Source organism: Tardiphaga sp. vice154, assembly GCF_007018645.1.
In the GTDB taxonomy this organism is placed as follows: domain Bacteria; phylum Pseudomonadota; class Alphaproteobacteria; order Rhizobiales; family Xanthobacteraceae; genus Tardiphaga.
In genome coordinates this window covers 1,138,070-1,151,717 of the sequence record NZ_CP041399.1, presented here as the reverse complement: position 1 = coordinate 1,151,717, position 13,648 = coordinate 1,138,070, and the positions used below count along the sequence as shown (strand labels likewise).

Genomic DNA, 13,648 nt, shown 5'->3' with positions numbered 1-13,648 from the left:
CATGACCGCACCCGCTGTCTCCATCAAGAATTTGCGCATCGGGCTGCCCAAGGGCGCCGAGCGGCCCTACGCCGTCGACAGCATCTCGATCGACCTGATCCCGGGCGAGATCGTCTGCGTGGTCGGCGAATCCGGCTCCGGCAAGTCAATGTGCGCGCATGCGCTGCTGGGCCTGTTGCCCGACACGGTGTCGACCGAGACCGGCGAGATCCTGTTCGAGGGCCGGGACCTTCTGAAGATGGACGAAGACGGCTGGCGCGACGTGCGCGGCCGCCACATCGCGATGGTGTTCCAGGAGCCGATGACGGCGCTCAATCCGTTGATGCGGATCGGCGACCAGATGATGGAGATGTTCGAGGCGCACGATCTGCTGACGCCGAAGGAGCGCCGCGCCAAGGCGCTGGGGCTGGCGCGCGAGGTCGGCCTGCCGGATCCGGAGCGCATCGTCCGCGCCTATCCGCACCAATTGTCCGGCGGGCAGCGGCAACGCGCGATGATCGCGATGGCGCTGGCGCTGGAGCCCGCGGTGCTGGTCGCCGACGAGCCGACCACCGCGCTCGACGTCACCACCCAGGCGCAGATTCTCAAGCTGATCCGCGACCTGCAGCGACGTCGAAACATGGCGGTGATGTTCATCACGCATGATTTCGGCGTCGTCGCCGATATCGCCGACCGCGTCGTGGTGCTGCGCTATGGCAAGGTTGTCGAAGAGGGCACCGCCGCCGAAGTGCTGACGCGTCCGCAGCACGACTACACCAAGGCGCTGCTGGCGGCCGTGCCGTCGGTACATCCGCCGGTGCGCGCGCCGCTGACACACCGCGCCAAGGCGCTGGAAGTCGTCGGCCTCGACAAGACCTATGTGACGTCCGGCGGCTGGTTCAAGCCCGCGCGTTCGGTGCGCGCCGCCAACGAGGTCTCGTTCGACATCTTCCAGGGCGAGACGCTCGGCCTGGTCGGCGAATCCGGCTCCGGCAAGTCGTCGGTGGCAAGGCTGGTGATGCAGCTCATCAAGCCCGACCGCGGCACCGTGCGGCTCGGCGAGTCCGATCTCATGCTGCTCAAGGGCCGCGCGCTGCGCGACGAACGCCACCGCATCCAGATGATTTTCCAAGATCCGTTCGCCTCGCTCAATCCGCGGCGCCGCGTCGGCAACATCATCAGCGACGGCCCGATCGCGCATGGCGCCGATCGCAAGGTGGCGATGCAGCGCGCCCGCGACCTGCTCGGCATGGTCGGGCTCGACGCCGGCGCGATGGATCGTTACCCGCACGAATTCTCCGGCGGCCAGCGCCAGCGCATCGGCATCGCGCGCGCGCTGGCGCTCGATCCGGAAATCATCGTCGCGGACGAGGCCGTCTCCGCGCTCGACGTTTCCGTGCAGGCCCAGGTGCTGGCGCTGCTCGAGGATCTGAAGGCGCGGCTCGGCCTGTCGATGCTGTTCATCACCCATGATTTGCGCGTTGCGGCGCAGATCTGCGACCGCATCGCGGTGATGCAGCGCGGCGTGATCGTCGAATTGAAACCGACGGCGGAGCTGTTCGCGTCGCCGGAACATCCCTATACGCGCGAGCTGCTGGCGGCGGTGCCCGGCCAAAGCGCGCCTTCGAAAGCCGCCTGATCCCATGTCGTCTGACGTCTCGCACTGCGTTCTGCTCGCCAAGAATCTCGACCTGCGCCGCCACCTCGCGTCTGAAATCGAAAGGCTCAAGGGCCGCGTCCATTTCGTCGATCACCGTTCCGGCCACGAGGACGACGTCACGCTCGCCGTCGCCTGGTATCCGCACGACGATGCGTTCGCGCATTATCCCAATCTGAAGGCGGTGTGTTCGATCGCCGCCGGCGCCGACAGCATCGTGATGAACCCCAGCCTGCGCGACGGCATCGAGGTGGTCCGTGTCGTCGAGCCGGCGCAGGCCGAGATGATGTCGACCTTCGTGGTGTGGCACGTGATCTGGCATCAGCGTCGCTTCGCCACCTATCTGGCACAGCAGCGCGACCGCGTCTGGCAGCGGCTCGGCCAGCGCATCACCAGCGAGGTCAGCGTCGGCCTGCTCGGCTATGGCGCGATCGGCGCCCGCGTCGCGGCGGATCTCGCCGCGCTCGGCTTTCCGGTCAAGGTATGGAGCCGCAGCCCGAAGCCTACACCTTCCGGCATTATCGGCTTCCACGGCACCGGGGGCCTGGCTTTGATGCTGGCCGAAACCGAAGTGCTGATCAATCTGCTGCCGCTGACCGCGGAAACCGCCAACATCCTCAATGCCGACAATTTCGGCCGCATGAAGCGCGGCGGCTACCTGATCCAGGTCGGCCGCGGCGAACATCTGGTCGAAGCCGATCTATTGGCCGCGCTCGACAGCGGGCAATTATCGGGGGCGTCGCTCGACGTCTTCGTCGGCGAGCCGCTACGCCGCGACCATCCATTCTGGTCGCACCCCGGCATCATGCTGACCCCGCACGACGCCTGCGACGTCACCCTGCCCGCGGTCGGCGAAACCATCTGGGCCACCGCGCAAGCCGTCAAGGCCGGCGTGCGGCCGAAAGATGCGGTGGACAGGGTCAGGGGATATTAGAACAATCATTGCCGCATCGACGCGCCGGCCATGCGCTCCCTCTCCCCCATTGGGGAGAGGGCTGGGGTGAGGGGGCACCGGCCTATCGATAGTCCGCGCCCCTCACCCGACCGGCCTCGCTTCGCTCTGCCGATCGACCTCTCCCCAACGGGGAGAGGTGAAGAAGAGAGCGCCTGGCGATATCTTTTACTTCGCCAGCCAGAAGCCGCCCAGCACCAGCACGACGGCGAGTGTCACGATAATCCCCATCACCGCGCCAATGATGGTGAGCAGTCCGTGGCTGTCCAGCCAGCCGCGCAACGCTTTCTCCATGCTTAAACCTCCCGCCGAATTGAATGTTGTTTATGTTGGGGCCAGCGTATCAAGCCCTCGCCCCGCCGTCTCGCGCTTTTGCGCCATCAGGAGAAATCATGGAACCGCTGTACACAAAGGGCATCGCCCTGCCCCGCCTCGGCCTCGGCACCTTCCGCCTGCAGGGCGACGGCTGCCGCGCCGCGGTCGAGGGCGCAATCGGCCTCGGCTATCGCCACATCGACACCGCCGAGATGTATGGCAACGAGGCCGAGGTCGGTGACGCTATCCAGGCGTCCGGCATCAAGCGCGCCGACCTGCACGTCACGACGAAAGTCTGGCACGAGAACCTCGCCCCCGACGCGATCCGCAAGGCGTTCGATGCCAGCCTGGCCAAGCTGAAGCTCGACCATGTCGATCTCTATCTGGTGCACTGGCCCTCGAAGACCATGCAGCTCGGCGCCGTGATGGAGACGCTGATGAAGCTGAAGGACGAAGGTCGCACCCGCGCGATCGGCGTCGCCAATTTCACCGTGTCGTTGCTCCGGCAGGCCGTCGAGGAGATCGGCGCGCCGATCGCCTGCAACCAGGTCGAATATCATGTGCTGCTGGAGCAGACCAAGGTGCTGGCCTATCTGCGCAGCAAGGGTATTCCGCTGGTCGCCTATTGCCCGCTGGCGCAGGGCAAGATCACCGACAACGAGGTGCTGCAGAAGATCGGCGCCAAACACGGCGCCAGTGCCGCGCAGGTCGCGCTGAAATGGCTGCTCGACCAGGACAATGTCGCGGCGATTCCAAAAGCCTCGCGCGCCGAGAGCCAGCAGGCCAATCTAGACGCGCTGAACGTCACGCTGGACGATGCCGACCGCGCGGCGATCGCAGCCCTGCCGAAGAACCAGCGCCTGGTGAATCCGGCGGCGTTTGCGCCGGATTGGGATTGAAGTTCTTTCTTCCCTCTCCCCTTGTGGGAGAGGGCGGATCGAACCGCGAAGCGGTTCGAGACGGGTGAGGGGTAGCCACAAGCTCCGAGCCTAGTACCCCCTCATCCGTCACGGCCTTCGGCCGTGCCACCTTCTCCCACAAGGGGAGAAGGAAGAAAGAGACCCGTCGTCAATTGAGACCACCGCTATTTGTGCGTATGCGGCTTCCTGGCTGGCTTCTTCGCCGCTGACTTTCCCCCCGTCGGCATCATCACCACCCGACCATACTTCACGCCGCGCTCGGCGATGATGTGATCGGCGAAATGCTGCACCTCCCGGCCAGGGCCGCGCAGCGCGGTGACCTCCATGCAATTGTCGTCGTCGAGATGGACATGCAGCGTCGCCAGCGCGAGGTCGTGATGGTGGTGATAGGTGTCGACCAGCCGGCTCGACAGGTCGCGCGCCGCATGGTCGTAGACGTAGACCAGCGCCGCGACGCAGTCGCCGCCCTTGTCCTGGCCCTTGTCCTGCGATGCCTGCTGCATCCCGGCACGGGCGAAATCGCGGATCGCCTCGGAGCGGTTCTGATAGCCGTGCGCGGCGATCATCGCATCCAACTCGTCCATCAAATCGTCGTCGAGCGTGATCGTAATGCGTTGCATGGGCTCTCCCGAAAAGTATGATGAAATTTGACATAGATCATACTCTATGTGTCATGATGCGCTTGCCGACCAGCATAGCTCATCGAACACATCATGCATCGCGTCCCGTTGCCATCGGCCGGACTGGGGCTTGTCATCTCGCTCGCCGCTGCCGCGCCGAGCCACGCCCAGAGCCGTACCACTCTATCTCCGGTCGAGGTGATCGCGCCGGACCGGCATGCCGCGCCGCCCCGCAAGCCGCGGCCCCCCATGCAGAGCGACCGACGTGTCGCGCAGCGGGCGGAGCCGACGGCCGGTGCAACCGCCGGCGCCGTCGCAGCCGCGGCCAGGGCAGCCTTCGCGGCGCCGTCTCCGCCAGCCACAGCCAGCGAGAAGCGCGTCAGCGGCGCCGAAATCAATGCGCGGCCGTTCTCGCGGCCCGCCGAAGCCCTTGAAGTCGTACCCGGCCTGATCGTCACCCAGCACTCCGGCGACGGCAAGGCCAACCAGTATTTTTTGCGCGGCGTGAATCTGGATCATGGCACCGATCTGGCGATCTCGATCGACGGCATGCCCGTCAACATGCGCACGCACGGCCACGGCCAGGGCTACGCCGATCTCAATTTCCTGATTCCCGAACTGATCGGCTCCGTCAACATCCGCAAAGGCCCGTATTTCGCCGACGAAGGTGACTTCTCCTCGGCGGGCGCGGTGCATATCGGCCTGCTCGCCAGCGTGGCGCGCACGATGGCTTCGATCACCTCGGGCAGCTTCGGCTACCGCCGCGGCTTCGGCGTCACCTCGACAAAACTCGGCGAAGGCACGCTGCTGGTGGCCGGCGAGGCGCAGACCCATAACGGCCCGTGGGACAATCCCGACGAATTACGCAAACTCAACGGCGTGATGCGCTACAGCCAGGGTACCGCGACCGACGGCTTTTCGCTGACCGCGATGGCCTATGCCAACCAATGGAATTCCACCGACCAGGTGCCATCGCGCGCCATCGCCTCGGGCCAGATCGGCCGCTTTGGTGCGCTCGACCCCTCCGACGGCGGGAATGCCAGCCGTTTCTCGCTGTCCGGCACCTTCGCGCAGAGCGATGACGGCGGCTCGTCGAAGGCGAATTTCTACGTCATCAAGAGCTCGCTGAATCTCTGGAACAACTTTACGTACTATCTCTCCAATCCGGTCGGTGGCGATCAATTCCATCAGCATGACGACCGCGTGCTCGGAGGCTTCAGCGCGTCGCATAATTTCAACCACCAGTTCGCCGGCCTGCGGATGCAGACCGAGGTCGGCGTGCAGACCCGTTACGACGACATCCGGCTCGACCTGAACAACAGCGTGAAGCGCCAGTTTACTTCCGCGATCCGCTCCGATGCGGTGAAGGAAGGCAGCGTCGGCCTGTTCGTGCAGAATACGGTGTTCTGGACCGACTGGCTGCGCACCACCGCCGGCTGGCGCGGCGATGCCTACAACGCCTCGGTCGCTTCGTTCTTCAACGCAGCGAATTCCGGCTCGGCCCGGGCCTTCATCGGCAGCCCGAAGGTCGGCGTCGTCTTCGGCCCGTTCGCGCACACCGAACTGTTCCTCAATGCCGGCGAGGGCTTTCACAGCAACGATGCCCGCGGCGTCACCATCTCGGAATCGCCGGTCGATGGCTCGGCGGTGTCGCGCTCGCCGTTCCTGGTAAAGACCAAAGGCGCCGAAGTCGGGCTGCGCAGCCAGTTTCTGCCGGGCCTCACCAGCTCGGTCGCGCTGTTCATGCTGGATTCTGCGTCCGAGATCCTGTTCGTCGGCGACGCCGGCGATACCGTGGCCAGCCGCCCCAGCCGGCGCGTCGGCGTCGAGTGGACCAATGACTGGCGCCCGCGGCCCTGGCTGTCGCTGGAAGGCGACATCGCCGTCACCCGCGCGCGGTTCCGCAGCGACAATCCCGAACAGGCCGCGGCCTATGACGAACTCGCAGGCTATCCGGCGTCGCAGGTCGGCAATGCGCCGGGCAACCTGATCCCCGGCGCGCCGAACATGGTGGCTTCGGCCGGTATCCGGCTGGGCGAGGCCACCGGCTGGTTCGGCGCGCTGCGCTATCGTTATTTCGGGCCGCGTCCGCTGACCGAGGACGGCGCCTTCGTCTCGCCCGCCGCCGGCCTGTTGAACGGGCAACTCGGCTATCGCTTTGCCAATGGCTGGCGCATTCAGCTCGACGGCTTCAACCTGCTCGGCAGCCAGACCGACCAGATCACCTACGCCTACGGCTCGCTTCTGAAGTCCGATACGCTCTATGGCATGTGCTTCTCCGGCACGCCGACCGCGCCCGCCGCCGTCTGCCAGACCGGCGTGTTGGACCGCGTGCTGCACCCGGTCGAACCGCTGGCGCTGCGGGTGACGGTGGCGGGGACGTTCTGATTCTTCCCTCTCCCCCGCGCGAAGCGAAGCTTCGCTAGGTGGGAGAGGGTGGATCGACCGCGAAGCGGTCGAGACGGGTGAGGGGGTGCCACCAACTCCGAAGCCACGGCCCCCTCATCCGACCGCGCTTCGCGCGGCCACCTTCTCCCACAAGGGGAGAAGGAAGATGGAGCGCCTTCGCACCCAAGACCGCTCTGATTTACCGCTTTGCCCCCGGTTCCGTCGCCTTTACACTGTCGCGACACCGAAAACTGGCAGGCGCATGCACGATCTGATCCGCGACATCACGCTGTGTATCCTGTTTGCGTGGGGCATCGGGCTTGCCGCGCATTTCTTCAAGCAGCCGCTGATCCTGGCCTATCTGGTCGCCGGCTTCATCATCGGGCCGTTCGGCATCGGCTGGGTCCAGTCCGAGGAATCCATTAAGACCATCTCCGAACTCGGCCTGATCTTCATGTTGTTCATGATCGGGCTGGAGATCGACCTCAAGAAGATCATTCGCGCCGGCCGCGTCATCCTGATCGCCGCAGGCGGGCAGTTGATCGTCGGCTGCCTGCTCGGCGGGCTGTTCTTCATGGCGCTCGGCCTGCCGCTGGCCAATGGCAAGTTCGACGCGCTGTATCTCGCCATCGCCTGCGCGCTGTCTTCCACCGTCGTGATCGTCAAGGTGCTGTACGAGAAGCGCGAGCTCGACACGTTGCCCGGCCGCATCACGCTCGGCATATTGGTGCTGCAGGACATCTTTGCGATCCTGTTCCTCGCGGTGCAGCCGAGCCTGGCCGACCTGCAGATCGGCGTCATCCTGCTGTCGATCGCCCGCGTCGGCGCGCTGGTCGCGACCGCGCTGATCCTCAGCCGCTACATCCTGCCGCATCTGTTCCACCAGATCGCACGACGCCCCGAACTGGTGCTGCTCGGCGCGCTGGCGTGGTGCTTCCTGATCGGCGAGATCGCCGAGCGGCTGCATCTGTCGCGCGAGATGGGATCCCTGGTGGCCGGCGTCTCGCTGTCGACCTTCCCCTACGCGCTCGACGTCACCGCCAAGGTCACGACGCTGCGCGACTTCTTCATCACGCTGTTCTTCGTCGCCGTCGGCATGACCATCCCGGTGCCGAACGGCTCGGTGATCGGCCTGGCGCTTCTGATCGCAGGCTTCACCGTGGTCAGCCGCGTGCTGACCACCTTCGTGCCGCTATACCTGATGCGGCAGGGGCTGCGCGCCAGCCTGCTGCCGGCACTCAATCTCGCGCAGATCAGCGAGTTCTCGCTGGTGGTGCTGCAGACCGGTATCGCCGCCGGCCACATCACCACCCAGACCTCCAGCGCCACCTCCTTTGCCTTCGTGCTGCTCGCCGTGATCTCGACCTTCGCGATGGGCCGTTCGGACGCGATCATCCGCGCGCTGATCGGCCCCTTGAAGCGGCTCGGCCTGCGCGATCTCGACCACGGCCAGCAGGACGACGCCGCGCATGCCGGCCACGGCCACGCCCGCCGCATCGTCGTCCTCGGCTTCTACCGCGCCGCCTCGGCGCTGCTCAGCGAGATCGAGCGCCAGAACAGCTCGCTGCTCGAGCAGATCAGCGTGATCGACTTCAACCCCAACGTGTTCCGTACCCTGGCCGAGCGCGGCCAGCACGTGATCTACGGCGACATCAGCAATGTCGATACGCTGGTCCATGCCGGCGTGGGCGCAGCCGAGATCATCATCCTCAGCGTGCCCGACGCGCTGTTGAAGGGCGCCAGCAATGAGAAGCTGGTGCGTCACGTCCGCGCCATCAACCCGACCGCCAGGATCATCGCCACCGCCGACTTCCTGGCCGATGTCGCCGATATCTACGCCGCGGGCGCCGATTACGTCACGGTCACCCGCCTCAGCGACGCCCATACGCTCTACGAGGCGATCGACGCCGCCGACCAGGGCCTGCTTGCTGAAAAGCGCGCCGAACTCGACGGCCAGCTCGCCGAACGCCGCGAAGTGCTGCCGTAGTCTTTCGCCCCGCCTCCCGGCTGTCGACGCGCAGCGCCGCGCCGGCCAAAGGGTGAAAACCGCGCGGGCGGCAAGTCGGTAAGATCAGCGGCCTCGTGATGCGGCCGGCGGCGTGCTAGAGCGTGGGGCCGTCACGCCCTGCCCCGCCAAACCCGGCCAGATCACCGAGAGCCCCCTTGAGTTCGATCCCCGATTCGATCCAGGAGATTACCAACCGCAAGAACCTGCTGCTGCTCGTGACGCTGCGCTGGGTCGCGGTGGCCGGGCAGATCGCCGCAATTGCGATCACCAGTTTCTGGCTCGAAATCCGGCTGCCGATCTGGCAGATGGCCGCGGTAATCGCGTTCCTGATCACGCTGAACCTGGTGACCCTTTACCGTTATGGCAGCGGCGCCGTCATCACCAATGCCGAGCTGTTCGTCGACCTGCTGCTCGACGTTGCGACGCTGACGATGCTGCTCTATCTCAGCGGCGGCGCCACCAATCCCTTCGTCACCCTGTTCCTGCTGCAGGCGGTACTCGGCGCCGTGCTGCTGCAGCCATGGTCGAGCTGGACCATCGTCGCGGTGACCAGCGGCTGCTTCCTGTGGCTCACGGTCGCCTATCACGACATCGGCTTCACGATGTCGGAACCCGCCGCGGCGCATTCGCGGCTGTTCGACCTGCACATCTACGGCATGTTCCTCTGCTTCCTGCTGGCCGCGGCCCTGCTGGTGCTGTTCATCACCCGCATCAATCGCAACCAGCGCGAACAGGACATGCGTTTTGCCGAACTGCGCCAGCAGACCGCCGAGGAGGAACACATCGTGCGCATGGGCCTGCTCGCTTCCGGGGCCGCACACGAGCTCGGCACGCCGCTGGCGACGCTGTCGGTGATCCTGAACGACTGGGAGCGGATGCCGATCTTCCGGGCCGATGGCGAGATCGCCACCGAGCTCTCCGAGATGCAGGGCCAGCTCAATCGCTGCAAGACGATCGTGTCCGGCATCCTGCAATCCTCCGGCGAGGCGCGCGGCGAGAACTCGGAGCGCACCAGCATCGTCGACTTCATCGACGGCGTGGTCGAGGACTGGGAAGACAGCCGCAATCCGGCCCGGCTGGACTACAACAATCGCATCGAGCCGGATTTCGCGATCGCCTCCGACCTCCTGTTGCAGCAGGTGCTGTTCAACGTGCTGGACAATGCGCTGGAAGCCTCGCCCGGACTGGTCTCGATCGACGTCGACACCCGGGACGACCTGCTGCTGATCGCGGTGCGCGACGCCGGCCCCGGCTTCAAGACGGAAATGCTGGCGGAATTCGGCAAGCCGTACCGCTCGACCAAGCAGCGGCCGGGCAGCGGGCTCGGCCTATTCCTGGTCGTCAACGTGCTGCGCAAGCTCGGCGGACAGGCGCGGGCCGCCAACCGGCCCGCCGGCGGCGCGGTCGTGGAACTCAGCCTGCCGATCGCCGCTCTATCCGTCGAGGTGGCCGATGGAGAATGACCGCACGCTGGTGATCGTCGAAGACGACGCCTCGTTTGCGCGCGCGCTGAAGCGCTCGTTCGAGCGACGCGGCTATTCCGTCACGCTGTGCGAAGGGCTCGACGGTGTCGCCGCGCTGCTGGCAGCATCGCCGCCGGATTATGCCGTGGTCGATCTCAAGCTGAACGGCGGCTCGGGGCTGGAATGCGTCAAGCTGCTGCACGCCGCCGACGCCGAGATGCCGATCGTGGTGCTGACCGGCTTTGCCAGCATCGCCACCGCCGTCGAGGCCATCAAGCTCGGCGCCTGTCACTACCTCGCCAAGCCTTCGAATACCGACGACATCGAGGCCGCCTTCAAGAAGGCGACCGGCGACAGTACCATCCCGCTCACCAGCCGGCCGACGTCGATCAAGAGCCTGGAATGGGAGCGCATCCACGAGACGCTGGTGGAAACCGAATTCAACGTCTCGGAGACCGCGCGGCGCCTCGGCATGCACCGCCGCACGCTGGCGCGCAAACTCGCCAAGCGGCCGTTGAACTGAGGCGCGAGGCGCTGCTCTCTCCTGTCGTCCCGCGAACGCGGGGGCGACAAGACGTACGTGGCAGCGTTCTCGACTACTTCGAAAATCCGTCCTGCAACTTTTCCCGCAGGAACGCGACAAGCGCGTGGACCGTGCGCGGCACGTGGGTCGCGTAGGGCCGGATCGCGAACAGGTGCTCGCCGAAGGCGCCGGTGACCCGCCAGTCCGGCAGCACGACCTGCAGCCGGCCGCGCGCGATGTCGGCCTGCGCGGAGAAGTCCGGCAACAGCGCAATGCCGAGTCCCGCCAATGCTGCTTCGCGCAGCGCCTCGCTGTTATTGGCCGCGAAGCTGCCGGCGATCTTGACGGTGACGCGTTCGCCGGCGCCGGCGCGCGGCGCGACGGTCCAGGTCGGTGTCGCGCTGCCGCGCAGATAGTGCAGGCAATCATGGGTGGCGAGATCCGCGGGCCGCAGCGGCGCGCCGCGTCGGCGCAGATAGCCACGGGTCGCCACCAGCAGCGAGCGGGTATCGCATAATTTCCACGCCACATGCGTATCCGGCACGCTCTGCACGTGGCGCACCGCGAGATCGAAGCCCTCCTTGGCCAGCGAGCTGAGATGATCCGACAGTTCCAGCTCGATGCGGATGCCCGGGTGCAATCGCAGGAAGTCCGGGAGCACCGGCACGATCTGCTGCCGGCCCAGCGCCACCGGCACCGTCACGCGCAGTAGCCCGCGCGGCGCGGCGGCGAGATCCTTCGCCGAGGCAAAGCTGCGCTCGATCTCGGCGAAGTTTCCCCGCGTCGAATCGACCAAATGCTGGCCGGCCTCGGTCAGCCGCACGCTGCGCGTGGTGCGGCGGACCAGCGGCACGCCGGTGGCCTGTTCCAACTCGCCGATGCGGTGGCTCATCGCTGCCTTGCTGACGCCGAGCCGGCCCGCCGCCGCCGTGAAGCTGCCGGCTTCGGCCAGCACGCCGAGCCAGTGCAGATGCGACCACAGCGATTCCACCTTCTTCGTTTTCATGGCTGCATTGTTCAATATTATGAACAGTCCGTCCAATCCTTTGAGCTGTGGCGACAGGCCCCGCGCCGCTAAACAGGCGCATCGCTTCAACCGGGGATCCCGCATGACCACGCCCGCCTTCACTGCCTCCCACGACGTCGGCAATTTCATCGACGGCGCGCCCGTCCACCTCGCGTCCAACCGCAAGCAGGCGGTCTACAACCCGGCGACCGGCGCCGTCGCGCGCCAGCTGGTGCTGTCGACCGTGCAGGAAGTCGATGACGCAGTAAAAAGCGCGCGCCGCGCGTTCCCGGCCTGGGCCGACATGCCGCCGATCCGCCGCGCCCGCATCATGAACAAGTTCCTGGCGCTGATGAACCAGCACACCGACGAACTGGCGGCGATGATCACCGCCGAGCATGGCAAGGTGTTTTCGGATGCGCAGGGCGAAGTCGCGCGCGGCATCGACATCATCGAATTCGCCTGCGGCATCCCGCAGCTCCTGAAGGGCGACTACACCGACCAGGTCTCCACCGGGATCGACAACTGGACGATGCGCCAGCCGCTCGGCGTCGTCGCCGGCATCACGCCGTTCAACTTCCCGGTCATGGTGCCGTGCTGGATGTTCCCCGTCGCGATCGCCGCCGGCAACTGCTTCATTCTGAAGCCCAGCGAGCGCGATCCCTCGCCGGCTCTGTTCATGGCCGATCTCCTGATGAAGGCCGGGCTGCCGAAGGGCGTGTTCAACGTCGTGCAGGGCGACAAGGTCGTCGTCGATGCGCTGCTGCAGCATGACGGCGTCTCCGCCGTCTCGTTCGTCGGCTCGACCCCGATCGCGCATTACGTGCACCAGCAGGGCTCGCAATATGGCAAGCGCGTGCAGGCCTTGGGCGGCGCGAAGAACCACATGGTCGTCATGCCCGACGCCAACCTCGACCAGGCGGTCGACGCGCTGATCGGCGCCGGCTATGGCTCGGCCGGCGAGCGCTGCATGGCGATCTCGGTCGCGGTACTGGTCGGCGACGTCGCCGACAAGATCGTCCCGATGCTGGCCGAGCGCGTCAAGAAGCTGCAGATCCTCAACGGCATGGAAGCCGCGGCCGAAATGGGCCCGGTCGTGACCAAGCAGGCGCTGGAGCGCATTGAAGGCTATATCGGCCTCGGCGTCGAGGAAGGCGCCACGCTGGTCTGCGACGGCCGCGGCATCAAGGTCAAAGGCCATGAGGAAGGCTTCTTCACCGGCGGCACATTGTTCGACAACGTCACGACGGAAATGAGGATCTACAAGGAAGAGATCTTCGGACCGGTGCTGGCCTGCGTCCGCGTCAAGGATTTTGCCGAGGCGCTGCAGATCATCAACGACCACGAATTCGGCAACGGCGTGTCGTGCTACACCCGCGACGGCAATGTCGCCCGCGAGTTCTCGCGCCGCGTCCAGGTCGGCATGGTCGGCATCAACGTGCCGATCCCGGTGCCGATGGCCTGGCACGGCTTCGGCGGCTGGAAGCGCAGCCTGTTCGGCGACATGCATGCTTACGGCGAGGAAGGCGTGCGATTCTACACCAAGCAGAAGTCGATCATGCAGCGCTGGCCGGAAAGCACAGACCACGGCGCCGAGTTCGCGATGCCGGTGTCGAAGTAAACCTTACTCGCCCGCGAAGCGAAGCGCCGGTCTTCACCACTCCCCGTTGGGGAGAGGTCGACCGGCGAAGCCGGGCGGGTGAGGGGCATTGGCGCCGTCGATCAGCCTGCGCCCCCTCACCCGGATTGCTTCGCAATCCGACCTCTCCCCAACGGGGAGAGGTGATTGAGAGCACGGCGCGAGGGCGCCTTCGCTT

General features: G+C 66.0%; 11 protein-coding genes. 8 read left to right on the top strand and 3 right to left on the bottom strand.

Annotation, left to right across the window (positions count from 1 at the left end; all coding sequences use genetic code 11):
• The first annotated feature begins 1 nt into the window (after position 1).
• Both FIU28_RS05390 and FIU28_RS05385 read left to right on the top strand, forming a co-directional pair.
• A complete protein-coding gene (locus FIU28_RS05390) occupies positions 2-1,618 on the top strand; it encodes an ABC transporter ATP-binding protein (protein ID WP_143571989.1) in 1,617 nt (538 codons plus the stop codon).
• A 4-nt stretch (positions 1,619-1,622) separates the two neighbouring features.
• Entirely contained in the window at positions 1,623-2,570 is a 948-nt protein-coding gene (locus FIU28_RS05385) for a 2-hydroxyacid dehydrogenase (RefSeq protein WP_143571988.1), read from the top strand.
• 186 nt (positions 2,571-2,756) lie between these two features.
• Here the strand turns inward: FIU28_RS05385 and FIU28_RS27175 are convergent, their stop codons facing one another.
• Positions 2,757-2,882: a hypothetical protein gene (locus FIU28_RS27175; protein ID WP_256365981.1), complete on the bottom strand. Its 126-nt coding sequence runs from the start codon at positions 2,880-2,882 to the stop codon at positions 2,757-2,759.
• Between the two features lie 98 nt (positions 2,883-2,980).
• Between FIU28_RS27175 and FIU28_RS05380 the strand changes: the two genes are divergently transcribed.
• Positions 2,981-3,802: an aldo/keto reductase gene (locus FIU28_RS05380; protein ID WP_143571987.1), complete on the top strand. Its 822-nt coding sequence runs from the start codon at positions 2,981-2,983 to the stop codon at positions 3,800-3,802.
• Positions 3,803-3,987: 185 nt separating this feature from the next.
• On the opposite strand, the gene nikR is transcribed toward FIU28_RS05380, so the two are convergent.
• Positions 3,988-4,443: a nickel-responsive transcriptional regulator NikR gene (nikR, locus tag FIU28_RS05375; protein ID WP_143571986.1), complete on the bottom strand. Its 456-nt coding sequence runs from the start codon at positions 4,441-4,443 to the stop codon at positions 3,988-3,990.
• Positions 4,444-4,536: 93 nt separating this feature from the next.
• Between nikR and FIU28_RS05370 the strand changes: the two genes are divergently transcribed.
• From FIU28_RS05370 to FIU28_RS05355, 4 genes are all read left to right on the top strand, one after another.
• Positions 4,537-6,831, top strand: coding sequence for a TonB-dependent receptor (locus FIU28_RS05370; RefSeq protein WP_143571985.1), 2,295 nt, complete (start codon positions 4,537-4,539; stop codon positions 6,829-6,831).
• A gap of 262 nt (positions 6,832-7,093) precedes the next feature.
• Positions 7,094-8,818 (top strand): cation:proton antiporter, encoded by a 1,725-nt coding sequence (locus FIU28_RS05365; RefSeq protein WP_143571984.1) that lies wholly within the window; start codon positions 7,094-7,096, stop codon positions 8,816-8,818.
• A gap of 176 nt (positions 8,819-8,994) precedes the next feature.
• Positions 8,995-10,302 carry an ATP-binding protein gene (locus FIU28_RS05360; protein ID WP_246660880.1) on the top strand — a complete coding sequence of 436 codons (1,308 nt, stop codon included), beginning with the start codon at positions 8,995-8,997 and terminating at the stop codon, positions 10,300-10,302.
• Positions 10,292-10,825, top strand: coding sequence for a response regulator transcription factor (locus FIU28_RS05355; protein ID WP_143571983.1), 534 nt, complete (start codon positions 10,292-10,294; stop codon positions 10,823-10,825). The genes FIU28_RS05360 and FIU28_RS05355 overlap by 11 nt, the downstream gene beginning before the upstream one ends.
• Positions 10,826-10,898: 73 nt before the next feature.
• Here FIU28_RS05355 and FIU28_RS05350 read toward each other — a convergent pair whose 3' ends face one another.
• Positions 10,899-11,831, bottom strand: a complete 933-nt coding sequence (locus FIU28_RS05350) for a LysR family transcriptional regulator (protein WP_143571982.1) — start codon at positions 11,829-11,831, stop codon at positions 10,899-10,901.
• A 103-nt stretch (positions 11,832-11,934) separates the two neighbouring features.
• Between FIU28_RS05350 and FIU28_RS05345 the strand changes: the two genes are divergently transcribed.
• Positions 11,935-13,452, top strand: coding sequence for a CoA-acylating methylmalonate-semialdehyde dehydrogenase (locus FIU28_RS05345; RefSeq protein ID WP_143571981.1), 1,518 nt, complete (start codon positions 11,935-11,937; stop codon positions 13,450-13,452).
• The last annotated feature ends 196 nt before the right edge of the window (positions 13,453-13,648 follow it).